This window comes from Chitinophaga sedimenti, from assembly GCF_023156195.1.
Taxonomy (GTDB): domain Bacteria; phylum Bacteroidota; class Bacteroidia; order Chitinophagales; family Chitinophagaceae; genus Chitinophaga; species Chitinophaga sedimenti.
On the sequence record NZ_JAKUKA010000001.1, the window covers coordinates 427622 to 452496 of the forward strand.

Annotated in this window: 23 protein-coding genes, 1 tRNA gene and 2 pseudogenes; 15 read left to right on the plus strand and 11 right to left on the minus strand. The window is 51.0% G+C overall.

Annotated elements, in window-relative coordinates:
* Positions 1-7: 7 nt before the first annotated feature.
* Genes MKQ70_RS02490 through MKQ70_RS37430 form a run of 4 tightly spaced genes read left to right on the plus strand, consistent with a single transcriptional unit; the run spans position 8 to position 3321 of the window.
* The gene (locus MKQ70_RS02490) at positions 8-955 is read left to right on the plus strand and encodes a SusC/RagA family TonB-linked outer membrane protein (RefSeq protein WP_248067465.1); all 948 of its coding nucleotides are present in this window, start codon (positions 8-10) and stop codon (positions 953-955) included.
* The gene (locus MKQ70_RS02495; protein ID WP_248067468.1) at positions 922-1908 is read left to right on the plus strand and encodes a TonB-dependent receptor domain-containing protein; all 987 of its coding nucleotides are present in this window, start codon (positions 922-924) and stop codon (positions 1906-1908) included. Before MKQ70_RS02490 ends, MKQ70_RS02495 begins: the two co-directional genes overlap by 34 nt.
* A 50-nt stretch (positions 1909-1958) precedes the next feature.
* Complete coding sequence (locus tag MKQ70_RS37425) at positions 1959-2606, plus strand: SusD/RagB family nutrient-binding outer membrane lipoprotein (protein ID WP_282456179.1); 648 nt, start codon at positions 1959-1961, stop codon at positions 2604-2606.
* Positions 2557-3321 carry a SusD/RagB family nutrient-binding outer membrane lipoprotein gene (locus MKQ70_RS37430; protein WP_308199405.1) on the plus strand — a complete coding sequence of 255 codons (765 nt, stop codon included), beginning with the start codon at positions 2557-2559 and terminating at the stop codon, positions 3319-3321. Before MKQ70_RS37425 ends, MKQ70_RS37430 begins: the two co-directional genes overlap by 50 nt.
* A 65-nt stretch (positions 3322-3386) precedes the next feature.
* Here the strand turns inward: MKQ70_RS37430 and MKQ70_RS02505 are convergent, their stop codons facing one another.
* The 6 genes from MKQ70_RS02505 to MKQ70_RS02530 all read right to left on the minus strand — a co-directional run bounded on the left by MKQ70_RS02505 (position 3387) and on the right by MKQ70_RS02530 (position 9159).
* Positions 3387-3764 carry a DUF6526 family protein gene (locus MKQ70_RS02505; protein WP_248067471.1) on the minus strand — a complete coding sequence of 126 codons (378 nt, stop codon included), beginning with the start codon at positions 3762-3764 and terminating at the stop codon, positions 3387-3389.
* An 83-nt stretch (positions 3765-3847) separates the two neighbouring features.
* On the minus strand, positions 3848-4114 hold the full coding sequence (locus MKQ70_RS02510; protein WP_248067474.1) for a sensor histidine kinase: 267 nt from the start codon (positions 4112-4114) through the stop codon (positions 3848-3850).
* Positions 4060-6927, minus strand: coding sequence for a PAS domain-containing sensor histidine kinase (locus MKQ70_RS02515; protein WP_248067477.1), 2868 nt, complete (start codon positions 6925-6927; stop codon positions 4060-4062). Before MKQ70_RS02515 ends, MKQ70_RS02510 begins: the two co-directional genes overlap by 55 nt.
* Positions 6884-7912 carry a GAF domain-containing protein gene (locus tag MKQ70_RS02520; RefSeq protein ID WP_248067481.1) on the minus strand — a complete coding sequence of 343 codons (1029 nt, stop codon included), beginning with the start codon at positions 7910-7912 and terminating at the stop codon, positions 6884-6886. The genes MKQ70_RS02515 and MKQ70_RS02520 overlap by 44 nt, the downstream gene beginning before the upstream one ends.
* 192 nt (positions 7913-8104) lie before the next feature.
* On the minus strand, positions 8105-8314 hold the full coding sequence (locus MKQ70_RS02525) for a hypothetical protein (protein ID WP_248067484.1): 210 nt from the start codon (positions 8312-8314) through the stop codon (positions 8105-8107).
* A 119-nt stretch (positions 8315-8433) separates the two neighbouring features.
* Positions 8434-9159: a sensor histidine kinase gene (locus MKQ70_RS02530; RefSeq protein WP_248067486.1), complete on the minus strand. Its 726-nt coding sequence runs from the start codon at positions 9157-9159 to the stop codon at positions 8434-8436.
* A gap of 180 nt (positions 9160-9339) precedes the next feature.
* On the opposite strand from MKQ70_RS02530, the gene MKQ70_RS02535 reads away from it, so the two are divergent.
* Positions 9340-9519 (plus strand): hypothetical protein, encoded by a 180-nt coding sequence (locus MKQ70_RS02535; protein ID WP_248067489.1) that lies wholly within the window; start codon positions 9340-9342, stop codon positions 9517-9519.
* Positions 9520-9566: 47 nt separating this feature from the next.
* Here MKQ70_RS02535 and msrA read toward each other — a convergent pair.
* Positions 9567-10189 (minus strand): annotated as a pseudogene (gene msrA, locus MKQ70_RS02540) (peptide-methionine (S)-S-oxide reductase MsrA).
* A 233-nt stretch (positions 10190-10422) separates the two neighbouring features.
* Between msrA and MKQ70_RS02555 the strand changes: the two are divergent.
* The 10 genes and pseudogenes from MKQ70_RS02555 (at position 10423) to MKQ70_RS02600 (ending at position 21202) form a co-directional block, all read left to right on the plus strand.
* Positions 10423-12541: pseudogene (locus MKQ70_RS02555) on the plus strand (endonuclease MutS2).
* A gap of 55 nt (positions 12542-12596) precedes the next feature.
* Positions 12597-13493 (plus strand): helix-turn-helix domain-containing protein, encoded by an 897-nt coding sequence (locus tag MKQ70_RS02565; protein ID WP_248067522.1) that lies wholly within the window; start codon positions 12597-12599, stop codon positions 13491-13493.
* 345 nt (positions 13494-13838) lie between these two features.
* On the plus strand, positions 13839-15023 hold the full coding sequence (locus tag MKQ70_RS02570) for an efflux RND transporter periplasmic adaptor subunit (RefSeq protein WP_248067525.1): 1185 nt from the start codon (positions 13839-13841) through the stop codon (positions 15021-15023).
* A 163-nt stretch (positions 15024-15186) separates the two neighbouring features.
* The gene (locus MKQ70_RS37435; RefSeq protein ID WP_282456180.1) at positions 15187-17052 is read left to right on the plus strand and encodes an efflux RND transporter permease subunit; all 1866 of its coding nucleotides are present in this window, start codon (positions 15187-15189) and stop codon (positions 17050-17052) included.
* The gene (locus tag MKQ70_RS37440) at positions 16973-18280 is read left to right on the plus strand and encodes an efflux RND transporter permease subunit (RefSeq protein WP_282456181.1); all 1308 of its coding nucleotides are present in this window, start codon (positions 16973-16975) and stop codon (positions 18278-18280) included. The genes MKQ70_RS37435 and MKQ70_RS37440 overlap by 80 nt, the downstream gene beginning before the upstream one ends.
* 11 nt (positions 18281-18291) lie before the next feature.
* Complete coding sequence (locus MKQ70_RS02580) at positions 18292-19692, plus strand: efflux transporter outer membrane subunit (protein ID WP_248067528.1); 1401 nt, start codon at positions 18292-18294, stop codon at positions 19690-19692.
* 125 nt (positions 19693-19817) lie between these two features.
* Positions 19818-20051 (plus strand): LOG family protein, encoded by a 234-nt coding sequence (locus MKQ70_RS02585; RefSeq protein ID WP_248067531.1) that lies wholly within the window; start codon positions 19818-19820, stop codon positions 20049-20051.
* Positions 20018-20398 (plus strand): LOG family protein, encoded by a 381-nt coding sequence (locus MKQ70_RS02590; protein WP_248067535.1) that lies wholly within the window; start codon positions 20018-20020, stop codon positions 20396-20398. Before MKQ70_RS02585 ends, MKQ70_RS02590 begins: the two co-directional genes overlap by 34 nt.
* Positions 20399-20506: 108 nt before the next feature.
* Positions 20507-20590, plus strand: a tRNA-Ser gene (locus MKQ70_RS02595).
* A gap of 213 nt (positions 20591-20803) precedes the next feature.
* Complete coding sequence (locus MKQ70_RS02600) at positions 20804-21202, plus strand: nucleoside deaminase (protein WP_248067537.1); 399 nt, start codon at positions 20804-20806, stop codon at positions 21200-21202.
* Here MKQ70_RS02600 and MKQ70_RS02605 read toward each other — a convergent pair.
* The 4 genes from MKQ70_RS02605 to MKQ70_RS02620 all read right to left on the minus strand — a co-directional run bounded on the left by MKQ70_RS02605 (position 21189) and on the right by MKQ70_RS02620 (position 24823).
* Positions 21189-22658: an FAD-dependent monooxygenase gene (locus MKQ70_RS02605; protein WP_248067539.1), complete on the minus strand. Its 1470-nt coding sequence runs from the start codon at positions 22656-22658 to the stop codon at positions 21189-21191. The genes MKQ70_RS02600 and MKQ70_RS02605 overlap by 14 nt on opposite strands.
* 27 nt (positions 22659-22685) lie before the next feature.
* On the minus strand, positions 22686-23489 hold the full coding sequence (locus MKQ70_RS02610) for an AraC family transcriptional regulator (protein WP_248067552.1): 804 nt from the start codon (positions 23487-23489) through the stop codon (positions 22686-22688).
* Between the two features lie 9 nt (positions 23490-23498).
* Complete coding sequence (locus MKQ70_RS02615) at positions 23499-23699, minus strand: hypothetical protein (RefSeq protein ID WP_248067554.1); 201 nt, start codon at positions 23697-23699, stop codon at positions 23499-23501.
* Between the two features lie 182 nt (positions 23700-23881).
* On the minus strand, positions 23882-24823 hold the full coding sequence (locus MKQ70_RS02620; RefSeq protein WP_248067557.1) for a hypothetical protein: 942 nt from the start codon (positions 24821-24823) through the stop codon (positions 23882-23884).
* Positions 24824-24875 lie beyond the last annotated feature (52 nt).

Sequence of the window (24875 nt, forward strand, 5' to 3'; positions counted from 1 at the left end):
TACGAAGATGGGGCAGTATTTCAACTCCACCTTCCAGATCAATTACAGCAACTCAGAACAGAACAGGCTGCCGGAAGGCGCCAGCAACGGACCATTGTTCGTATTGCTTGGTCAGCCGATATCCCGGAATCCTTTCCCGATCCTGAATGCGGATGGTACCCAGCGTGGTTACCGCCTGTCGCGTAATATGCCGTACTGGACCATCAACAACATCAGCAATAATGATAAGATAAACCGCTTTATTCCCGTATATACGTTAAACGTTACTCCCACCAAATGGTTAACCATCACCGAAAGACTGGGAGCAGACCTGTACATGGAAGAAGTGAAATACACGGAAAGGCCCAGCCCGCAGATCGGGTTAACAGGTCAGATTCACCACATCAACACGAACTTCCGCCAGTTTAACAACGACCTGATGCTCAGTACCAACAATAACTTCGGGAACTTTAACCTGAATGTGCTGGTGGGTAACAACATCTATTCGCAATACACCGGCGCCATGAATACAACGGGTACCGGTCTTACGATCGATGATTTTAACAACGTTTCGGGCGCCAGCACTTACAGCGCCAGCGAGTATTACTACCGCACGCGCAAAGTTGGTTTCTACGCACAGGCTAACCTGGAATACAACCGCTTTATTAGCCTGGCACTGACCGGCCGTTACGATGGCAGCTCGGTACTGTCTGCTGATAAGCAATTTTATCCCTATGGTTCCGTGGCTACCAGCTTCATCTTCTCCGAGCTGCTGGGCGATGGTTTCCGTAACGTGATGAACTTTGGTAAACTTCGCCTGTCGTACGCCACGGTGGGTAACGATGGGGTAGGGCCATACGCGTTGAATACGCCGTATGTACGCGCCGGCCGTAACACGAATGCCGGTTATTTCGAATTTCCTTTCCAGGGACAGGGGGCTTTTTGCTCAGCACTACGCTGGGTAATCCGGGCCTGACCAACGAACGCCTGAACGAATATGAGGCAGGTCTTGAAATGAACTTCTTTAAAGACAGGCTGACGTTTGAAGGTTCTTACTTCTCCCGCAAATCAACCAACGGTATTATTCCCGGGGCCCTGATCTCTAACGCTACCGGTTACACGGGCACAACGATCAACAGCGCGGAAATAGAAAACCAGGGTATTGAATTGTTACTCGGTGCCACGCCGGTGAAAACGAATGATTTCACCTGGAGAACCAGCGCGAACTTCAGCAGTATCCGTAACAAGGTACTGGCCCTCGCACCCGGTATCAATCAGCTGGGACGTTTGATCGTAGGACAACCTTACAACATCTTCTATGGCAACCGCTACAAACGCACAGCGGACGGGCAGGTACTCATCGGCGCAAACGGCCTGCCGGTAGTAGATCCTACCCAGGGTATTGTTGGTAATGCCAATCCCGATTTCATGATGGGCCTGAACAACTCCTTTAACTACAAACAATTCACCTTCAGCTTCTTCTTCGACTGGAAACATGGTGGGGATGTGCAGAACGATGTAAACGCCTACGGTTATACCTATGGTACCGTGAAAGCCACCGAAAAACGCGGCGACATGGTGATCGAAGGCATCAGTGAAGTGGACAACAAACCCAATACGGTAGTGGTAAACGGGCAGACCTACTGGCAGTCGCGCCAATACGAAAGCACGATCCAGGACGGTACGTTCATTAAACTGAGGAACATATCACTCAGCTACGATCTGAGCCGCGCGGTACTGAACCGCACGCCGTTTAAAACAGCTTCCCTGTCGGTAACAGGCCGCAACCTATGGATTTACTCGCCGCATTTCGACGGGGCCGATCCGGAAGTGAGCTCGTATGGTACGGGCAACGGTGTGCAGTCGATTTACGCGTTCACTACACCTACTTCCCGTTCGTTTAACGTAGCGCTGAAAATCGGGTTCTGATTGTTTTCTTCAAACTGATTCAACATGAAAAAGTAATAGCAATACTATCAATGTCGGCCATCATGCTGGGCGGCTGTAAAAAGTTCCTCGATGTGAACACGGATCCGAACAATCCGACGGATGTACAGGAATCCTTGCTGCTGGCGCCGATCGAACTGAATATTTCTGATAACATCACCAGCGGTTTCGCGCAGCTGGCCACGCAGACGTTCCTGCAGAACATTGCGCCCAACCAGGCTAATCCGGGTATTTACAATTACCAGATGTTTAATGTGGATATGAATGGCGACTGGACAACGTTTTATGTGACGGTGCTCAACAACCTGAAAATCTTAAACCAGAAAGCGGAATCCGAAGCACACTGGAACTACGCCGGCATCGCCAAAATCCTGACCGCTTACACCTTAGGCACAGCCACCGATCTGTGGGGCGATATCCCGTATTCCAAAGCCTTCGATAAAACAAACTTCCTGGTAGCCTATGATTCGCAGGAAGAAATTTATAAAACGATTCAATCGCTGCTGAACAGCGGTATTGCGGATATCGCTAAAGGCGATGCCGTGAAACCCGGTGGCGACGACTACTTTTATAAAGGCAATATGGCTTCCTCGGACAAAAGCCGCTTATTCGCTGAAGGCGCGTTACTTCATTCACCTCACGAAAGCACCCGGTCACACCGCTGCAGTGCAGGCGGATAGTGCGTTACTGTCCCTGCAAAAAGGCATGACAGCGAATGCCGACGACTTGAAGTTTACCTACGAAGGCAACGCGTCTACCGAAAACATCTGGTACTATACGTTCCTGCCTGTAACTACTTATGTGCTGAACGAAACCATCATCGAAGCGCTGAAAGGCCGTAATGATCCGCGTTTGCCCGTTATCGCCAAACCAGCTGCGGCCACGGGCACCTATGTGGGCAGAAGGATCGGTACATTGCCTGCCGGCAATCTGTCTGCCTACTCTTTCCTGAACAACTTTTACGGGGCCGCGGCCTCTTCCAATTACATATTCAACTATGCGGAGGCAGTGTTTATCAAAGCAGAAGCCGTGTTCCTGAAAAGCGGTTTTGCAGCGGCCCAGCCGGTGTATCAGCATGGTATAAACAGTAACCTGCACAAGCTGGGTATTGATACATTATCCCTGGCGGCGACCACCTTTGTTGCCAGCCGTGTGCTGACGAATGCGAATGCGTTGCAGCGGATCATGGAGGAAAAAGCGGTAGCGAACTTCCTGAACCCGGAAACGTTCAATGACTGGCGCCGTACAGGTTACCCCGCCTTAACACAGGTAACCGGTGCATTGTCTGCGGTGCCACGCAGGCTGTTGTACCCGGAGAGTGAGTTGCAGAGTAACGAACAGCCGCAACAGGCGGGTGTTACACTGACCAGCAGGGTATGGTGGGATGCACAATAAAGCATTTGACAGGTATAAAAAAGAGGCGCTGGTGGTATCAGCGCCTCTTTTTTATGTAGATAAGGTTATACCCGCATATAATCCCCCTGCCAATCCTTAATAGCCTTTTTAATGTCTGTAGGAGAGAGGCGTTCTTTCACCGCGCGGCTGACGAGGGCCGGCAGCTCGAGGTCGGAGGCGAACCGCAGCGCCAATACCTGTGGTAAGGTGAGTTGCGGCTCCAGTACCTCGAAGCGGGTTTGTGTAAGTGTGTAATACCGGAAGCGCACTTCCTGGCGGGCGATACGGTCCTGCAGCGTGAGCGCGTAGTGCTGGCGCATCATAAAGCCCAGCCAGCCCGCGAGGACGAAGAGCAGGCAGATGAACAACCATTCCAGGCTGCCCTGCCGCACATATGCGATAATGCTGCAAATGATACCGGCCAGCACAACGGGATAAAACACGAAGTGATGGGGTGGATAGTATCGGATGTGGTTTTAAAAGTTTGTGGCTGCATTTGTATATGTTGATGTTCAAGTTGTTGTCTTTAGCTATTGTTGTGCCGGCAGCAGCAGGTGGAATGTGGCGCCTTCTGCGGTTCGCTTTCGGCCCAGATAGCGCCTCCGTGCGATAACACGATTTTTCTGCACAATGCCAGCCCTATGCCTGTTCCCTCATATTGCTCGCGGGTGTTGAGCCGCTGGAAAATGATGAATATCTTCTCTTTCAGGAAGTCGTCAAACCCAATGCCATTGTCTGCTATAGAAATGTGGTACCAGGTTTTGCCGGCAGATTTGTGGTGCGCCTGCAACAACTGCTCCCCGGCCTGTGTACAGGTGATGATGATCCGGGGGCTTCTCCCGGCGGTATAAACTTCAGCGCGTTGCCCAGCAGGTTATAGAATAACTGGTTCATCTGCAATGGGATGGCACTGATCACGGGCAGTTTATCGGCCGTAATAACTGCCTTTTGCTGCTCGATCATCAATTCAAAATCATGCTCCACATTGGCCAGCACCTTACCCAGGTCTACCGTCGTAAAGAGCTCCTCCTTGGCATCTACACGGGAAAAGTCCAGCAGGTCTTTGATCAGCAGGCTCATTCGGGTGGCGGATGCGCTTATCTTATTAATGTAAGTTTGAATCGTCGTGTTGCCGCTAAGCTCTTTATTGTCCTTCAGCATGCTCGAAAACATCCGGATCTTTCTCAGTGGTTCCTGCAAATCGTGCGAGGCTACGTATGCATATTGCTCCAGTTCCTCGTTGGTTTGTTTGAGTTGCAGGTTGGCCATTTGCAGTTCACGGGTGCGTTGCTGCACCATATTTTCCAGTTCCTGCGCCTGCATTCTTTCCAGGGTGATATCCCGTACGATGCCCGTCAGCAATATCGGTTCGTTTCGCTCGCCGAATATTACCTTGCCGGACATGCGCAATATCCGCAAATGGCTGTTATGCATACCTACTACGCGATACTCGTCCTCGTAGTTGCCGCCGTTCTCAAATTTAAGTGCCTTTTCCATATTGGCCACGGCGTATCCGCGGTCGTCGGGGTGGATGGCCGCAAAGCCGTCGTGCATATTCACACTTTCGCCTTCAAAGCCGTACCAGTCCTTTGCCCGCTGCGAGAAGTTGACTTCCCCGTTTTGCAGGTTGATGTTCCAGGTAGCGATTTCGGCAGATTCCACGGCCAGTCGCAGGCGCTCTTCCGCCTCTGTTAACTGCTGGCGGGCCAGTACCAGGTCGGTTACGTCGGTAGCGGTATTAATAACACCGAACACTTCGCCGTTGCCGTCGCGCAGTGGTTTATAGGTGAAGTTGAAATAATGTGTTTTGATGCGGCCGCCGACGAACAATTCAACCTTCGCTTCTTTTGCATTGTAAGGAACGCCGGTCATATAAACATCGTCCAGCAGCTGCGAGAACGGTTGGCCTTCCAGCTCCGGCAGTGCTTCCAGGAATGTTTTGCCGATAACGGACGCATCGCGGTCCCAGGTTTTTAACACCGCCTCATTTGCTGTCTGTATGCGCATTTCGCGGCCCACGTAAACAGCAATTGGGGTAGGGGCGTTGGTGACGAAGTTACGGAAACGTTCTTCGCTGGCCTGCAATTCCTTTTTGGCTTTCACCTGCGTGGTCACGTCGGTGGCGAGCATCTGTACACCCGTGGTAACGCCGTTTACGCGGAACGGGGCATATATAAAGTTAAAATAGAAGATTTCGAGCACGCCATTCCGCACCAGGGCGGCGGGTGTTTCGAATCCATAATGAGCAATGCCGGTTTCAAATACCTGTTTAAACAGTGCGGGGAATGGCTGGCCCTGTAACTCCGGCAGGGCTGTAAGCAAAGGTTGGCCAATTACTTTGCGGTCGCGTCCCCAAAGGTCGAGCAACGCATCGTTGGCCGTTTCGATGATCATATCCGCACCTTTCGTAACGCCGATGGCTACCGGCGCCTGCTCGATCATGGTACGGAAACGCTGTTCGCTTTCCGTTAGTGCTTTATTAAAGGCTTTTTCCTGCCGCAGATCGCGCGAAATGGTAGCACGGCCGATCGGTTCGCCGCTGATTTCGTCGTATACCAACATAGAGTTGCCGTATACGGGAATAGCTTCGCCGGTTTTAAAATGTTTGTACAGTATTTCGCCCGCCCAGCGGCCGGTATCCAGCAACTGCTGACGGATATCATTTTGCAGGCGCTCCACTTCTCCCTCCACTACATACTCGCTGTTGTGGCGCTCCAGTTCTTCCCGGGTTTCGATGCCCAGCATGCGGCGGCCAGCCTCGTTTACGTAGTGTACGTTGCCTTCCAGGTCGGAAAGGCTTACAAAGTCGGAGCTTTTTTCCAGCAGGGCGATGAGTTTCTGTTGCTCTTTCTGCGCTTTCAGTTCCGGGCGCATATCGCGCATGACGGCGCCGATGGCCATAGGTTCACCGGTGAGCGGATGATCGATGCGGGTAGTATTATTGTATACTGGAAAACGCTCGCCGGTTTTCAGGTTGCGCACGATCATGGTGCCTGCCCAACGACCGGTTTGCATCACCGCCGGCAATACTTCATGCTGCACCTTGTCAAAATCTTCAGGCGAATGCAGATCTGAAATCGGCGTGTTCTGCACAGCGTCCTGATCAGCGAAGCCGAGCATCTCCATGCCTGCTTTGTTAATGTAGGTGTTTTTGCCGTTCAGTCCCAGGATGGCCATCATGTCCACACTATTATCCACCAGCTTACGCAGTTTCTGTTGCTCCTGTTTGGATTCTATCTGCTGGCTGATGTCTTCGGAAATAACGATAATATGGGCTGGCTGGCCTTTTTCATCATATAATAACGAAACATTATTGCGGGCCCAAACCTGGTGGCCGTTTTTATGCGTATATCTTTTCTCAATTTCGAATTCTGCCCGCTGTCCGCCGAACAGCAGGTCCAGCATAGCTTTCTTACGTTCCCAGTCGTCGGGATGACTGATTTCGCGCATGCTCAGTGCTTTCAGCTCCTGCTCACTGTAACCGACGATTCGCTCATACGCCGGGTTTACCAGTGTATGACAACCATTCAGGTCGGTAAGTGCGATGCCCAGCGACGCGTGTTTAAAGCGACTGCAAGCGGCTTTGGAGTGCCTGCATCTCCGCATTTTTTAACTTCTCGTTGGTGATGTCGGATACGGTGCCGGATAGTGTTACGGCCCTTCCTTGCTGGTCATATTGATAGGCGCCGACGACTTTAACCCAGTGAATGGTGCCATCGTTCCAGATAAAGCGGGCCTCGTATGCCAGGTGACCGGTCTGCACCGCATCCCGGTAAGCTGCTTCCCGGATGTGGGCGTCTTCCGGATGCACATGTTTGACGAAAAGGTCGCGGTTGTGCGTATGGAGTATATCGCCGGTAAGGATGCTGGAGAGTAACCGGGAAAACTGGATGGTGTTGGTGGCCAGGTCTACCAGGAAGGTGCCTGTTCGCGACGCTTCAGCGGCCAGTTCGGCCAGGTGTTCGGCAGAAGCCGCCTTTTGCTCCGCTGCCTGTTGCAGGTTGAGCAGGCGCTTTCGTTCCTGGTCGGCCAATATATATTCTATGGCCAGTACGGTAGTGCTGCTCAGCATGCGTACCAGTTCCCGGTCACGGGCCGAGGGCGCCATAGGTTGCTTATAGTAAAGTGCGAAAGTGCCTAACAGTTTGCCGGAGCGCGATAACAGGGGCGTGCTCCAGCAGGCGAGCAGGCCAAAGCGCTGTGCGACTTCGCGGAAGGCGGCGGTGCGTGCGTCCGTTAAAGTGTTTTCAATAACGACCGGTGTTTTCAGGAAGGCAGCGGTGCCGCAACAGCCATTGCCATCTTTAATGGGCAAACCGTCGATCAATCGATTATAAACTTCCGGAAGGGCAGGTGCTGCGCCGTGTAAGAGATGTTCACCATCAGGTGCGGCCAGCAGGATGGAGGCGTGTAGATCATTGTCACTGTGCTGCTCAACCAGGGAAGTAATAGTGCCCAGAACATGGTGCAATTCGTCCCCGCTCGTAATCATCGCAATAATATCCGACTGTCCTTTTGTGATGGCGGTAGACCACGCTGCCGCTTGATTTAGACGGTAGGTATCAGGATCGGACTTCCCGGGAATAATCATACATGTTTTTTGAAAGTATACGGCTCAGGGCCGACGTACTAAGATAGCGAAATATTAGCACGGATACACCTGAGCCTGTTGATACGCACAAAAAGCAGGCCCCGCGCGCGAAAGCGCTGGATGGCACGCTGCGGCTGCATCGCTAAAAATGGTTAGCAATAAGAGTGTGGTGATTTTTCCCCGTTTGCGCTTTTATTTCGCCAATTCGAGTTCCCGTGCGGGAAACAGCGGCAGTGTCACCTTAAACTCATTGTCGGGCAGGTTTTCCTGGACCTTCACGCCGTCCATCGACATTAACGCGAACCGTTTACGCAGGTGTTGTAAACCTTTGCCGCTGGGCACCACCGTAGCCTTGCGTTGCAGGTTATTCGTGACGGTAATCTGGTGTTTGCCCGGCTGCATGCCAATACGGATGCGCAGCGGGCGGTTGCGGGTGATGATGTTGTGTTTGATGGCATTTTCGAGCAGCAGTTGCAGGCTCAGTGGCGGAATACGGTAGTTCTCAATGTGCGGGATCTCGTCTATCTCCGGTATAAACCGCTGTCGAACCGGGTTTGGAGAAGATAGAAATACGTACGGGCGAAATGGAGTTCTTCTTCCAGAGAAATCATTTCGCGTTCGCTGGCTTCGAGAAAATAGCGGTAGGTGCTGCTCAACTTCTCGGTAAATACCTTGGCTCTCGGCGGATCTACCGTAATCAGGCTGATAAGGGTGCTGAAAGTGTTGAACAGGAAATGCGGTTGGATCTGGAGTTTCAGGGCATCGAACTGCATCTGGAAGTGCAGTCTTTTCAGTACCTCGGCCTCTTTGCGGGCTTTATTCCATTCGTGGAAAAAATAGATGCCTTCGTACACGGCGATCTGTAACAGCACAAACAGCAGGCTGATGCCCGAAGATACCGAGTAATTGGTGATGCTGCCTACGCGCACGCCCCAAAGGTCGCTGCGGTCTTCGATCCAGATGCGGATCACGCCCACGAAAATAGCGTAGGGTACGAGGATAAGTACAGCAGTGAGGGTGCGTTTCTTTATCAGTTTCAGGCTGCGGTAACGTTTACGGAGGGAAAGAATCGCGAATCGCGTCACTTCCCAGATGGCCAGGCTCCAAAGAACGGTGATACCGGTGGTTTTCAGTAGCATGTTTTCATCATGCCAGGAAAAAAACATCTCCAGCATAAAAAATAAAAAGAAGGTGCAGGCCACGATAAAATATCCTGCCACCCGGATGCGGTGCTCTCTTACGGCCATTTCTCAAGCAGATTTTGGGGAAGGAAAGGTAGGAAGTCCGCCCGGCAGGCAGGTTCATGCTTAGCTGAAATGTCATATTTCCGGTTTGAAATGTCTTTTTCATCACCAGCCTGAACAATTGGGTGGTTTCTGCGGTTATATAGCTGTGTACCCCTTTCATTAACCTCTAAACCGTACCTTATGAACGTGTTAACTGTATGTACGTTATTGGCTGCTATTGCCTCGGGCGTGTTGGGCCGGATTGCCTGGTTCACGAAGGAGCAGTCGGTTTTTTTCAACTTCACCGGCGCACTGCTGCTGTCTACCGCAGTAGCCTTTTACCTGCTCACGCTTTGGTACAAGCGGGCTAAAGAAAGTTAAGGATCATATCAAAATGAAAAACCGCCCTGTGAAAGGCGGTTTTTTAACTATTCGTGTTTCAGTTTCTCCTTAAACACCTTTTTGAATTTTTCCAGTTTCGGCCGGATGACATAGTAACAGTAAGGCTGTGAGCCGTTCTGGTTAAAGTAATCCTGGTGATAGTTCTCCGCCTTGTAAAAGGCGCTTTCTTTGCTATCTCCGTTACGATCGGGTCTTTATAGGAGCCCGACTCCCCGAGTTTCTTTTTATAGAATTCGGCTTCTTCGTGTTGTTTTTTATTGTGATAGAAGATCACGGAGCGGTATTGTGTGCCCACATCGTTGCCCTGGCGGTTGAGGGTGGTAGGATCGTGGCTGATCCAGAACGCCTCCAGCAGGGTAGGGTAATCGATTTTACGAGGATCGTAGGTAACCCGGATCACTTCGGCATGGCCGGTGTTGCCGGTGCATACGTCTTCGTAGGTGGGGTTGGCTACATGGCCGCCCATATAACCGGATTCTACCTTCAGCACGCCTTCCAGGTATTGAAACTGCGCTTCCGTACACCAGAAGCATCCGCCGCCGAACGTGGCGACAGCCGTTGAGTCTGTGTCTTTAACTTCCATGTCTGCCGGTACTTTTTCTTTTTTTGATTCTTTTTCTGTGCGCAGGCGGTGAGCGAAATGGCCCATAAACAGCCTAACAATAAGTATTTTTTCATATCTCCTCCTTTATTGTATGGCGGGATTTTAAAGGTACGATACAATAAATTAACCCGCCATTTACTCAAATTACGGGATATGTGGTGGTTTAGATGAGGAAGTTAAGTAACTTTAACATTCTTTTTGGCGGCCCCTGGGACGGATGGTGCGCCCGTAACCCGGCCGCAAAGACATGGTATTAAGCTTAAAAACAGACAGAAAAATTGAAATACTTTCCAGATTCGGCGCTGGTGCAACTGGAGTTCGATAAGATCCGGAATTTGTTGGAAGAACATTGTAAAACGGAGCTGGGCAAACAGATGGCCGGCGAGTTAAGATTGCATACTCACATCGACTACGTTAAAACCGCACTTCAACAAGCACACGAATACAAACAACTTATACTGCTTCAGGAGCATTTCCCGAACGATTATGTACTTAATCTCCGGAACGAACTGCGCCTCCTGAACATCCGGGCGCTGTGCTCAGCGGCGATCAGTTTATGCAACTGCGTAAGCTGGCCGAAAGCATGCACAGCATCGTACGCTTTTTGACCACGACCGCCGGGTGACCTACATTGCCCTGTACGAGGTGATCCAGGAAACGCATTACGAGAAGAAAATTACTGCCCTCATCGATGAAATTCTCGACGAAAACGGGCAGGTGCGCGATAATGCCACACCCGAACTGGCCCGCGCATCCGCATGTCGCTTTACCGTAAGCGGAACGAGGTGCGCCGTGCGTTCGACCGCATCCTCCAAAAACTGACGAAGCTGGGGTACCTGGCAGACATTGAGGAGGCATTCCTCAATGGACGCAGGGTAGTGGCCATCTTCGCGGAAAATAAGCGCATGGTGAAAGGTATCCTGCACGGGGAGAGCGATACGCGTCGTACTTCCTTCCCGGAGCCGGAAGAGACCATTGAGCTGAACAACGATGTATTTGCGCTGGAGCGGGAGGAGAGCAAGGAGGTGTACAAGATCCTCCGTACCCTCACCGCAGATGTGGCTAAATTTTCGCCACTGCTTGAAACGTATCACAACATCCTCGGTACTTACGACTTTATCCGCGCGAAGGCCCGGCTGGCGCTCGACATCAACGGTAACTTCCCGATGCTCGTGCCGCACGCCATGTTACACCTCGTAGAGGCTTATCATCCTTTACTATTATTATACAACCGTAAAAACAGCAAACCCACCATACCCATCAGTGTAACGCTGGATAAGAATAGCCACATCCTGGTGATTTCCGGTCCTAACGCCGGTGGTAAAACGGTAACGCTCAAAACGGTTGGGTTGATACAGTTGATGCTGCAGGCAGGTTTGCTTGTACCGGTGCATCCTACTTCGCAACTGGGCATTTTTAAGCAGCTGATGATCCACATTGGTGACACGCAGTCGCTGGAATTTGAACTGAGTACCTACAGCTCGCACCTCAAAAACATGAAGTTTTTCATGGAAGAGGCGAACGGTAAAACCCTGTTTTTCATCGATGAACTGGGCAGCGGCTCTGATCCCAACCTCGGCGGCGCTTTTGCAGAAGTGATCATGGAGGAGCTGGCGCGTAAACATGCATTCGGCATTGTGACCACGCACTACCTCAACCTGAAAATCATGGCCAATAAGGTAAAAGGGATCATGAATGCCGCAATGGGCTTCGATGAAGAAACCCTGATGCCTTTGTATAAACTGCTGATCGGTAAACCCGGCAGTTCCTACACGTTCGCTATTGCGCAGCGTATTGGTCTGCCTAAGAACCTCATTGATCGTGCCCGCAAACTGGTAGACGAAGATCATTTCCGCCTGGATAAATTGCTGAACAAAGCCGAGCAGGATTTGCAGAAAGTAGAGGCCAAGGAAAAAGAACTTCAGAAACTGCTCCGCGAGAACGAGCGACTGAAGCGGGAATACGAGCATTTGTCTGATAAGGAGCGTAAGAACCAGCAATTTGCTTTACAGAAGTTGCAGAATAAAATCCGGGAAGATGAGATCAATTATCTGAAGGATATGGAGCGTAAGATGAAGCAGATCGTGATTGAATGGAAACGTACCGACGATAAACAAAAAGTGGTGAAGCAGGCGGAAGCCCTTCTCTTTAAAAAAGAAAGAGAAAGCCATTAATGAGAAGATGGAAAAGAAGGTGCAGGATAAATTCCAGGAAATTGGCGGACAGGCAAAAGTAGGCGACCAGGTAAAAATCTTAAGTAACGGACAGGTAGGTAAACTCACCGAAATAAGAGATAAAAGAGCGATCGTGTTATTGGGCAGAATGCCTTTTGATGTGAAGCTGAACGATCTGGTTGTAGTAAAAGAAAAGCCGAAAGAAAAGGCGGCAACGAAATAAATTGTATTTTTACAGGGCCGGATAATCCGGCCCTGTGTCTTAAAAAGTACAATCCATGCAAAACATCGCGATAGGAGAGAAAAAAGAGCAGAGAATGCTCTCCAAGGAGAAAATAGCCGTTTGCAAAGCCGATACTGACTTCTATATCAAGCGTTTGAGTGGCGAGGCGCTGACCAATATCACCAGCGAGGTGCCCTACCGTCACCGGGGCTTCTGTATATCGATCCTCACCAGCGGAGATATGGAGCAGTACGTGGATTTCGACCGCCAGATGGTGACAGGGCCTGCGATTACCATGCTGGAGAAGGGGCAGATCCACCAGCAGATTTTCGGGGAAGGTTGTGAATTAATCCATATATACTTTACTCCGGAATTCCTGATGACGGAAACCCAGTGTCTCCTGAATTGTTGGGGGTGTATGTTCCGCTCGTCGGTGATCCGGATGGACGAGGATCAGCTGAAGGAGGTACTGATGTATTGCCGCATGCTAATCAATGAGTTCCGTCAGGACCGCCCGCGTAAAGATGCGGTGTTAAGAAGCCTGTTGAGCGCTTTAATTATCAGCTGCGGGCGTATTGCTTCGCCGGAGCCGGTGCACCTCAAAAACGAGGAAACCCAGCCCCAAAGCATGGTGTTGCAGTTTAAAATGCTGGTAGACAAACACTTCAGCGATAAGGTGCACGTAGCCGATTATGCCGAAATGCTGTATATCACCGCCGGGCACCTGAACGATTCGGTAAAGGCCGTGTTCGGGCGTAATGCGAAAAACCTGATCGACGAGAAGCGGATTATGGAGGCGAAACGCTTGCTGTACCTGCGAAATCACTCTGTTAAAGAGATCGCGTACGAACTGAGTTTTGAAGACGACGCCTATTTTAACCGCTTCTTTAAAAAGCATACGGGCATGACGCCAGTATTCTTTCAAAAGCAAATCCGTGAAAAGTACAATTAAACCCTCAATAATGTACATGCTCGTTTGAGCATTTCGTCTTTACTTTGCATTTGTAATTATGCATCAAACTAACAACCGATGAAGCTCATTTAATTTACACGCACTCGTTTCACTTTAGCAATTTCTCTCTCAGGAAGAGTATATACACAATTTATTGAAACGGCTGCCCAAGGGTATGCGCCGCCGCCCAAAATGCGGGCATGACCCCTCATGCAATTATTTTTTCTCAGATCCATGTTGTGAGATACAGACTAACTATGCGCTAAAGCCGCTGATGGCCGCGTGCGCGGGGTTGTGTCCGTAACTCGCCAGGGGATCGTCTAACCGCTTAAAAACGCCTTATTAATGGAACCATTCGTATCTATTCAAAACAAAACGAAGTTGTCTGCAGCGTTCATCGCCGTAGCACTCACCATCATAGCCTATAGTTGCGGTACCACGTCTGCAGATGCGCCCATGGCTGGCGGAGATGCGCCGGTACTGCCTGTTGTGCAGCTGAAAGCATTACCTGCAAAGAGTTTCCGCGAGTACACCGCCGCAGTGGAAGGGAAAGTAAACGTAGAAATCAGACCGCAGGTGGATGGTTATCTCGACAAGATTTATGTGGATGAAGGCGCTTATGTAAAACAGGGCCAGCCTTTATTCCGCATCAATGACCGCCCTTACCAGGAACAATTCAGCAACGCAAAAGCCTCGCTGGAAGCCGCAAAGGCAAACCTGGAAAAAGCCAAACTGGAAGTAGACCGCCTTTCGCCGCTGGTAGCGAACAACGTGGTGAGCGATGTGCAGCTGAAAACCGCGCAGGCGCAATATTCCGCCGCAAAGGCAGCGGTAGCACAGGCGCAGAGCAGCGTGGGTAACGCTGGCATCAACGTCGGTTATACGCTGATCAGTGCACCGGTAAGCGGCTACATTGGCCGTATTCCTTTAAAGATCGGTAGCCTGGTGGGCAGGGGAGAAGCGCAGGCGCTCACCGTGATATCAGATGTAAAAGAAGTATACGCTTACTTCTCGATGAGTGAAGTGGATTTTCTGCACTTTAAAAATGATATCGCCGGTGAAACCATCGCGGATAAAATTAAGAACCTGCCGCCGGTAGAACTCGTACTGGCCGACGGTTCCATCTATACTGGTAAAGGAAAGATCGAAACCGTTGAAGGACAGTTCGATAAAACCATGGGCGCAATCAGCTTCCGTGCTGCGTTTCCGAATGCGCAAGGTTTGCTGCGCTCAGGATCTACCGGTAAGGTGCGTATTCCGCAAGACTTCCCGTCGACCATCGTAGTGCCGCAGGAGGCGACCTTTGAACTGCAGGACAAAGTGTTTGTATTCGCCGTGGGCGATAGCAATAAAGTAGTAAGCAAACCCCTGTCCATTGCGGGTAAAACAACAGGTTATTATTTCGTGGGCAACAGCCTGAAAGACGGCGAGCGTATCGTGTACAGCGGATTGGGCCGCCTGCGCGATGGCGCCGTGATTCAGCCGCAGCCTGTGCAAATCGACAGCCTGTTGAGATCCAGGCCGCTCTAATAAGCACGCCATCATTTACTATTTGCCGTACACCGGCTGCCATCGCGGCGGCCGGCCTTAAAAACCATTGCCAAAATGTTAAGAAAATTCATAGAACGACCGGTACTTGCAACGGTAGTATCCATTATCCCTGGTACTGCTGGGCACCCTGTCTCTCGTATCCTTGCCGGTAGCGCAGTTCCCGGATATTGCGCCGCCCAGTGTACAGGTAACAGCATTGTATCCCGGCGCCAACGCGGAAGTAGTGGCCCGCTCGGTAGCCACGCCGCTGGAAGAAGCCGTGAACGGTGTGGAGAACATGACATACATGACCTCCACGTCAAACAACGACGGTACCATGGCACTCAACGTATATTTTAAGCTCGGAACCGATCCCGACCTGGCCGCCGTAAACGTTCAGAACCGTGTAGCCAAGGCCACTAACCTGTTGCCAACAGAAGTAGTGTCCGCCGGTATTGCCACGCAGAAGCAGCAGAACTCCATGATCATGGTAGTGAACCTGATGGCGAAAGATACCAGCTACAACGAAACGTTTTTGCAGAACTACGCCAAAATCAACATCATCCCTGAACTGCAACGTGTACCGGGTGTAGGACAGGTAATGGTGTTCGGCGGAAAGGATTACTCCATGCGCATCTGGCTGAACCCTGACCGCCTGGCGGCGAATGGCATGTCGCCCCAGGAAGTGTTGGGCGCTATCCGCGACCAGAACCTGGAAGCGGCGCCTGGCCGCTTTGGTGAAAGCAGTAACGAGTCGTTCGAGTATGTAATCAAATACAAAGGAAAACTCAATAAGAACGAGCAATACGAAAATATCATCCTGAAAGCGAATGCAGACGGATCGGTATTACGCCTGAAAGATGTGGCGCGCGTGGAACTGGGCGCATTCAGCTACAGCACGCAAACACACATCAACCAGAAAGAAGGTATCGGTATCGCGATTTTCCAGACGGCTGGCTCCAATGCGAACGACATCCAGACGGAAATCAACCGACTGATGAAAAAAGCGGAATCGCAATTGCCAAGTGGAGTGGAGCAAACCGTGATCTACAGCACCAAAGAATACCTCGATCAATCTATTGACCAGGTAAAACATACGCTGATAGAGGCTTTCATCCTGGTATTTATCGTGGTGTTCATCTTCCTGCAGGACTTCCGTTCCACGCTGATACCCGCGATTGCAGTGCCGGTGGCGATTATTGGTACGTTCTTCTTCATGCAGTTGTTTGGATTCTCCATCAACCTGCTTACCCTGTTCGCGCTCGTGTTAGCGATCGGTATTGTGGTGGATGATGCGATCGTGGTCGTGGAGGCGGTCCATTCTAAAATGGAGCGCGTGAATATGAATGCAAAAGATGCCACCGTTGAATCGATGAGCGAAATATCCGGCGCGATCATTTCCATTACACTGGTGATGTCTGCCGTGTTTTTACCGGTTGGTTTTATGCAGGGGCCTGTGGGCGTGTTCTACCGCCAGTTTGCCTTTACACTGGCTATCGCGATCCTGATCTCGGCGCTGAACGCATTGACGCTGAGTCCTGCACTGTGTGCGCTGTTCCTGAAGAACCCGCATCACGAGGAAGAACATCATGAAGGCGCGAAACCAGCTAAAAAGAAACTGGTACTGCAAGGCTTTGGATCAAGGTTCTTCGCAGCATTCAATACCGCGTTTAACGCGATGACGAATAAATACCTGCGCAGCGTACAGTTCCTGGTAAGGAGAAAATGGATCGCTATTGCGGGTCTGCTGGTAATTACCGGCGCTACCGTATGGATGGTGAAGAAAACGCCTACCGGCTTTATTCCGTCTGAAGACCAGAGCTTCTTCGTATACGCAGTAAACATGCCGGCCGGAACTTCCCTGCAACGGACCAAAGAAGTAGTACACCAGATCGATTCTATCGTACAGAAAAAAAAGAAGGCGTGTACCGGACCTGAGCGTCGCCGGTTTGAATATCATTACGAACTCCAACAGTTCCTCGTACGCGGTAGGTTTCGCCAAAATGAAACCACATGCGGAACGCGGTGAGATCAAAGACATGAACGCCATCCTGGCGCACATGAACGGAGAGTTGTCTAAAATAACCGCAGCAAATGTATTTCTCTTTACCATGCCAACCGTACCAGGGTTCAGTAACGTAGACGGCTTTGAGGTGATCCTTCAGGACCGTACCGCAGGTGAACTGGGTAAACTGGGCGAAACAGCGTATGGATTTATAGGAGAATTGATGAAACGTAAAGAGATTGCATTTGCTTTTACCACATTTAACACGGGCAACCCGCAGTACTCTGTGGAGATTGACGAGCAAAAGGCAAAACAGCTGGGCGTTTCCATCAGCGATCTGCTTTCCACCATGCAGGTGTATTACGGCAGCACGTTCGCTTCTGACTTTAACCGCTTCGGTAAATACTATCGCGTGATCATGCAGGCAGACGTACCGTTCCGTGCAGAGCCATCTTCCTTAAATAATATTTTTGTGAAGAACAATCTCAATGAAATGGTGCCCGTAAACGCCCTGGTAACGCTTAAAAAGGTATACGGCCCGGAAACCGTGACGCGCAACAACCTGTTTAACGCCGTTACGATCAACGGTCAGCCTAAGCCTGGTTACAGCACCGGCGATGCGATCCGCGCGGTAAACGAAGTGGCGGCGCAATACCTGCCCCGTGGTTATACCCACGAATGGGTAGGTATGACCAAGGAAGAAATTGACGCGGGTGGCCAGTCGACCGTGATCTTCCTGCTCTGTCTCATTTTCGTGTACTTCCTGCTGGCGGCACAGTACGAAAGCTACATCCTGCCTTTCTCGGTGATCTTAACCATTCCTACCGGCATCTTTGGTGCGTTTGCATTCATTAACCTGGCAGGCATCGAAAACAATATTTATGTGCAGGTAGGTTTAATTATGTTGATAGGATTGCTCGCTAAAAACGCCATCCTGATCGTGGAATATGCCGTGCAAAGGCGTCGTAATGGGATGGGATTGTTGAACGCGGCGTTGCAGGCAGCACAACTGCGTTTGCGCCCGATCATCATGACATCGCTTGCCTTTATCGCGGGTCTTATTCCTTTGATGCGTGCTACCGGCGCTTCGGCGAAAGGAAACCAGAGCATCAGTATCGGCGCGGCCGGCGGTATGCTGTCCGGCGTAGTACTCGGCCTGTTCATCATCCCGGTATTGTACATCATATTCCAGTATTTACAGGAGAAAGTGAGCGGTAAAAAACCTGTTCCCGTTAATCTCCAAAATGTTTAAACGAACGACAGATGACTAAGTATATTCATTTTATATTCCTGGCAGCGGTGCTTTCTGCCTGTACTGTAGGTCGCAACTACCAGCGGCCGGAGGTAGCGCTGCCAGCTACTTTCAATCAGCAGCCGGCCGCAGATAGCAGCATTGGCAACGCCGCCTGGAAGGAGTTTTTCCGCGATCCCGCGCTGCAACAACTGCTGGAAGAAGCCGTACGCGGTAACTTCGATCTGCAGCTCGCGCTAACGAGAATCGATGAGGCACAGGCGTATTTAAAACAGTCGAAAGCGGCCTTTTTTCCATCTGTTGGCCTCAATGCCACTGCTAATACGTCCATTCCCTCCAAGAATAGTTTGAACGGCGTAAGCCTCGAAAACTTCCTGAAAACGACGCATATTGAAGACTTCACGCTGGGCGCAAGTCTTAGTTGGGAGATTGATGTATGGGGTAAACTGAGAAGGCAGAAAGAGTCCGCACTGGCCACTTACCTGCAGTCGTACGAAGGCGCCAAAGCCGTGCAAACCGGTCTGATCGCCAGTGTAGCCAATGGTTATTTTAACCTGCTGATGCTGGATGCGCAGCTGCGTGTAGCGCAAAGGAACGTATCGCTCAGCGATACGATCGTGCAGATGATCAGCATGCAGAAGACGGCGGGTGAGGTAACAGACCTCGCCGTGCAGCAGGCCATCTCGCAGCAGCAAACGGCGGAATCGCTGGTGCCGCAGTTGCAGCAGGCGATTACGATCCAGGAGAATGCCCTGCGCATACTCACGGGTAACCTGCCTGGCAACATCGCGCGCAGTGCGTCGTTGGAAACAGTGCCCTTGTGGGATAGTTTGTATACGGGCATTCCCGCTAGCGTGACGGCAAACCGTCCCGATGTGAAGGCGTCGGAGCTGGCTTTACAGGCGGCGAACGCCAATGTGGGCGTGGCACAGGCAAGCATGTACCCGGCATTGAGCATTACCGCTTCAGGTGGACTCAATGCCCTGAAAGCGAGCGACTGGTTCAGTATTCCAAATTCGCTGTTTGGTACCGTTGCCGGAAATATTGCCCAGCCTATTTTTCAGCAGCGCCGTTTAAAAACGCAGCTGGAAGTAGCAAAGGTGCAGCGTGAGCAGGCTGTGATCGGTTTTCGCCAATCGGTGGTTAATGCAGTGCGTGAAGTGAGTGATGCGTTGGTGAGTGCGGAGAAGTTGAAAGAGCAGCAGCGTATCGCGGATGCACAGGTGCAGACCACGAACAAATCGGTAAGCCAGGCCAGGATGCTCTTCCAGAGCGGGTTGGCGAACTACCTTGAAGTAATTACCGCACAGGGCAACACCCTGCAGGCCGAGCTGAACCAGGCGGCCGTGAAACGCAGTCAGCTGGCTGCCACGGTAGACCTGTACCGCGCGCTCGGCGGCGGTTGGAAATAGTTGACGGTCCGCAATACACACGTGTAGCGGATTGTTAATAGTGTAACAGTTGTAGGTTAACTATATAGCCGGGATAGTCTTATCCCGGCTTTTTTAATTTAGATTTGATATCAAAATGAAGAAAGATGAAAAGAATAACTGTCTTTTGCGCGTCCAGTCCGGGTTTTAAAGCGGTGTACATGGAAGCAGCCGCTGAAACCGGCCGGGTGCTGGCGGAGAAGGGGATAGGGCTGGTGTACGGCGGCGCAAAAGTGGGATTGATGGGCGCCGTTGCCGATGGAGCATTAACGGCCGGCGGAGAAGTGATCGGTGTGCTGCCTGATTTTTGCGCAGCAAAGAAATTGCACATACCGGGTTAACGGAACTGATTACGGTAGAAAGCATGCACGCCCGCAAAACGAAGATGAATGACCTGTGTAATGGGATCATTGCTTTACCGGGTGGCTTCGGTACGCTGGAGGAATTATTTGAAATACTTACCTGGGGACAGTTGGGGCTGCATCAAAAGCCGGTGGGCCTCCTGAATATCGACGGATTTTACGATCATCTTATAGCATTGTTGGATCATATGACTGCGGAGGGACTGCTGAAAAAGGAGAACCGCGACATGCTGCTGGTGAGTGATACGGTGACCGGTTTGCTGGCAAAAATGGATGCCTACACGCCGCCAACGACCGGAAAATGGATCACAAAAGAAGAGGTATAAAAATTTTTATCGCCTGTAACCCTTTGTAGTAAAGGTTTTTAACGCATCGTTGAACTTTTTGTTAAATAAATTTTTTCTGAAGTTGAATCCGTTTTATACTTTTGCCGCGGAGGAATGGCAGAGCGGTCGATTGCGGCAGTCTTGAAAACTGTTGACTGTAACAGGTCCGGGGTTCGAATCCCTCTTCCTCCGCTGAAAATGTCTGGTGTTGAGCATCGGACTTTTTGTTTTAATGAGGCTAGTTTGGCGGCAGTCTTTTATGTAACGATTTTGACTGTAACAGGTCCGGGGGTTCGAATCCCTCTTCCTCCGCTGAAAATGTCTGATGTTGAGCATCGGACTTTTTTGTTTTTAGGGGGCTAGGGTGCCTGGCTTATAGCCGGGCGTTTTCATTTTAATACGATCATGGAAGAGCATCTCATCTACTTAAACCGTTGTCTTGAACTGGCAAAGCAAGCCGCTGCGGCAGGCGAAAGCCCGGTCGGCAGCGTGATCGTAAAGGATGGCGCCATTATCGGCGAAGGCACGGAGCAAAGCCGCCGGCTGAAAGATGTAACCCGCCATGCCGAAGTGGTAGCCGTTCTGGATGCGGTACAGCATCACGGTTCCTGTGAGGGAGCAACGTTGTATTCCAATATGGAGCCTTGCATTCTTTGCGCCTACGTGATTAGGCATTACCGGATTGCGCAGGTGGTGTTCAGCAATTACTGCGGAGAATTAGGCGGTACGGCGCAACCTTTCAACTTACTTACTACAGATTTAATAGCGAAATGGGGCGCTGCACCGACGATTACTGTTTTGTAAACCACTGTTCCATCGCACTTTGAAGTCCGTCAACGCCTACCCAGGCAACAATTCCGTCAGGCCTTATCAGTACGGTACCCACATTTGCATCACCGGGTATGTGCTTTATGCCATAATCGTCGGCCAGGTGTTTAAGCGAAGCATCACCGAGCAATATCGCCGCCCCGTCATGCATCAAATCACCCATAACGTCACCATTTTCAAAAGTGAAATTGGGCACACTGCGGCCGACCAGCGGATGATTTGCTCCGAAATCATATTGTGTGAACATTCCCCATATCCTGCCCGCAATATATGTGGCGCCATCGCGTGTGTCGATAAGGTCGCGCATAATGGTGTTCAGCGCACGGGCTTCCGGCGTAGGTTTCATGATGGCTACCTGTGCACGTGACCAGTCAAGTACCTGTGCACCTAACGGATGCCTTTCGTTGTAATAGCTGTCCAACAGGCCTTCCGGGGCTTTGTTATGAATAGTCGCTGCGAGTTTCCAGCCAAGGTTCATCGCGTCACCGATACCCAGATTAAGTCCCTGCCCACCGAGCGGGGAGTGGATGTGCGCGGCATCGCCGGCTAATAGCACACGGCCGTTGCGGTAAGCAGTGGCTTGGCGGGAGTGGTCGGTCCAGGTAGTAGCCATGTGGACGTTGGTGATGGTTGCGTCCGTGTCGGAAATGCGGCGGATTACTTCCTGCATATGTGCTAATGTTGGTGCGTGCTGCGATTGATGAAACGCGCCGCCGTCGAAGTCCTGTATCAGCAGGTAACCAGGCTGCGATTGCAGGTACATGCCGGTTGCGGTCATATTCCTGCCCGGCTTCAATACTTCTGGATTGGCGATATCAACCTTTGCCGAATAGCCCGTAAACGTCGGCTCCGTGCCATCAAATGCGAATCCACCCAGCTTGCGGACAATACTGCGACTACCATCACAGCCGACCAGCCATTGCGCGGTAAAAGTACGGTCATCCGAATGGACCGTTACGTGATCGTTTGCCTGATGAAAACCGGTAACCGCCAACCCGCGACGGATCACGACACCCAGTGCTTCCGCGCGGCGCATCAATACGGATTCTAATTCCGCCATTTCTGACATGATATTGGGAGGCGTATCGCCGGGCAGGCGATAAGGCCATAGCGACGGATCAATTTTATCTTCATAAATAGAAATACCGGCAAAGTGCCCTACCTGGCGGCGCGTGGCTTTAGCAGGCGTGCTATGTGGCGTTTTAAAATGCTTATGTATTTCCAAGTCGTGCAGTAACCCACGCCGGTGCAGGGCTTCAATTGAAGGAGAGGTGAGGCCGCGCACGCCGAAAGGCATTTGTTTCAACGGAGAACTGGCGTTTTCCGACTTTTCTAATATTAGTACCGCACATTGTGCGAGTGCCAGCTCGCAGGCGAGAAACAAGCCAACAGGGCCTGCGCCGGCAATAATAACATCGTAAGTTGATTTCATGCGGCAAAGTTCCGCCACGGCTTGATGTCAGGCTTGTATAAACGCGACAAAATCATCTTTCGCGGATTTTTGCGCTTGCTTCGCTTTGCGGGCAAAAGCTGCAGGTGTAGCGCCGCTATATCTTTTGAATTCCCTGCTTAAATGCGATTGATCGGCGTAGCCCAACTCTATCGCGAGCCCCGCAATGTTTACATCAGGCTCCCACCATAGGCGATTGCGCACCTGCTCAAAGCGCATCAATCCCGTTACGTCTTTCACGGTATGTCCGGATGATTGTTTGAATTTTCTCTCCAGTGTACGCACGGTTGCATGCGCCGCCGCGGCTATCTGGCTTACCGGTATAGCGCCGTTTGCCTTTCGCATGGCTACTCCGGCCTTATACAGCATCGTGTCGGCCGGCACCTGCGCCCTCGTTTCTAAAAAATATTGCTGTACATGGCGAATAGCGGCTGCTATTTTATCTGCCTGGATTAGATTTTGTAAGATAGGCTGCAAGTGTGCAACAGGATGTTCGAATATACGCACACCTTTTCCCGATGGCAATCCCAGCAGATCGGCAACCGTCCAGGGAAAACATCTGACCCCAATAATTTCCAACCGGTTTTCGATATGAAAAGTAACCGGCTGATTGAGTAGTCCCATCAAAAAGGGAGAGGGAAGTGGCGTCGTATTATAGGAAAGATGGCTGAAATGGAAAATGATCTCCGCATACCCATCCGGCTCCACCTGGAAGCTGGATGGCGCGTGCTCAAATTCCCGGCGCTCATACCAGAAACATTGAATGGTATCGCGAAGGGCTTCGGGCGGCTCATATTCCTGGTGATGTCGCATGGTTATCAATTAATCCTCAATATCGTCATTCTCCGGTTCATCACTTACATTACTCAATCGCAGCGCCGACACAATAGCCTGCAGCGCGGCATTATCCTTTCCGCCTGTCCAGTAGTCAGTATGGCCGGATGGGAAAAGCAGTGCAGACTTACGTGCTATGGGAATGTCTTTCACCCCTTTGCCGAACACGCGTTGCATGTTACCGCCCACGAAATCGGAGGTGAAATAGATATTTGTCCACCGCGTAAGTGCAAAAGGAGCGGCGTTGTGCGGTGCGTTATAACCCTTTCTCTTCGCATCTGTCGGATGTTCGCGTCTGTATGCACGGAAATAAATTTTATCGTCTTTATCGTCCGGTACGGGCGGACAAACGGGTAATTCCCTTTGTTCAATTAATTTGTTGACGGTACCTTGCTCACCATAAAGTAATCCAGTGAATTGACGGCTGCGCCCAGCGTAATGAAATCCGTAATCAGCCAGGGATTGCCCATAGCATTACATTCCTGCCAGCAGTCGTGTTGCGCGTCGGCAAAGGCTTCGTAATTGCCAGTTATCGTGTCGGGGGCTTGGGCGAAAACATTTACGCGGTCCAGCGCTTCCTGTTTTTCTTTGGGCAGCGATTTGTAAACCGGTCCGTATTCGGCCCACAACAACCTGATGAAATCATATGCCACGGCCGATCCCAGGCTATGCGCCACCACGATGATGCGGTCTGGTTTAGTAATATTGCTAATGTCGTGCAGCTTTTTCAGAAAAGCAATGCCCTGCTGTCGGATGTTGCTCCGCTCGCCGATATTATCCGGATCGGGCGTAAAGTAGCGGGCCACATCGCCGAGCGAATTCAGAAAAGAGCTCTTGACAAAAGAACCCATCAGCCCCATGATGAACGATACCAAAGCGCCGCTGCTGATCGCGATTACTGTTTTAACCAGTGGTGTGGTTTGGAAAAAGAAGGAGATGGCCAGTGCGGTTAAACCGGCAATAATGAAGATGGTCCATACCTTCCACCACAGGTGTCTTAGGTGCGGCGGTATTTGCCCGGGCCATTTAAATACCACATGTTTCAGCCAGGTGGATGCTGTGCCGAAAGTATTGCCGCGCATGTTATGCGCCCAGTAAAATTCATAAAAGTCAGTGATGGGCCGCCGCGATTTAAAATTGCTTTCCATACTCAATCGCACTGTTTCATAAATGTCGCCGACACTATCGGCTTTGCTGCGGACTTTTACCTTTTTCTCCGTGGGATCCAGTTGCTCCATCTGCCATTTCACACCATCTACAAATTCGCGGAGCGTGTTCATGGGGCGTTGTTCGCCCATACCGTGAATGACCACAACGGCCTGGCGATTGATCTTTTCATACGTTCAGGGTTAAAGTTTTTGGGAT

Bases quoted from the DNA above. Each gene is read 5' to 3' on its own strand.
- MKQ70_RS02490 (WP_248067465.1), top strand. From the start codon at position 8: ATGGGGCAGTATTTCAACTCCACCTTCCAGATCAATTACAGCAACTCA.
- MKQ70_RS37425 (WP_282456179.1), top strand. From the start codon at position 1,959: ATGTCGGCCATCATGCTGGGCGGCTGTAAAAAGTTCCTCGATGTGAAC.
- MKQ70_RS02515 (WP_248067477.1), bottom strand. From the start codon at position 6,927: ATGCGGAGATGCAGGCACTCCAAAGCCGCTTGCAGTCGCTTTAAACAC.
- MKQ70_RS02520 (WP_248067481.1), bottom strand. From the start codon at position 7,912: ATGATTATTCCCGGGAAGTCCGATCCTGATACCTACCGTCTAAATCAA.
- MKQ70_RS02525 (WP_248067484.1), bottom strand. From the start codon at position 8,314: ATGCAGCCGGGCAAACACCAGATTACCGTCACGAATAACCTGCAACGC.
- MKQ70_RS02530 (WP_248067486.1), bottom strand. From the start codon at position 9,159: ATGGCCGTAAGAGAGCACCGCATCCGGGTGGCAGGATATTTTATCGTG.
- MKQ70_RS02535 (WP_248067489.1), top strand. From the start codon at position 9,340: ATGAACGTGTTAACTGTATGTACGTTATTGGCTGCTATTGCCTCGGGC.
- MKQ70_RS02565 (WP_248067522.1), top strand. From the start codon at position 12,597: ATGCAAAACATCGCGATAGGAGAGAAAAAAGAGCAGAGAATGCTCTCC.
- MKQ70_RS02570 (WP_248067525.1), top strand. From the start codon at position 13,839: ATGGAACCATTCGTATCTATTCAAAACAAAACGAAGTTGTCTGCAGCG.
- MKQ70_RS02580 (WP_248067528.1), top strand. From the start codon at position 18,292: ATGACTAAGTATATTCATTTTATATTCCTGGCAGCGGTGCTTTCTGCC.
- MKQ70_RS02585 (WP_248067531.1), top strand. From the start codon at position 19,818: ATGAAAAGAATAACTGTCTTTTGCGCGTCCAGTCCGGGTTTTAAAGCG.
- MKQ70_RS02600 (WP_248067537.1), top strand. From the start codon at position 20,804: ATGGAAGAGCATCTCATCTACTTAAACCGTTGTCTTGAACTGGCAAAG.
- MKQ70_RS02605 (WP_248067539.1), bottom strand. From the start codon at position 22,658: ATGAAATCAACTTACGATGTTATTATTGCCGGCGCAGGCCCTGTTGGC.
- MKQ70_RS02610 (WP_248067552.1), bottom strand. From the start codon at position 23,489: ATGCGACATCACCAGGAATATGAGCCGCCCGAAGCCCTTCGCGATACC.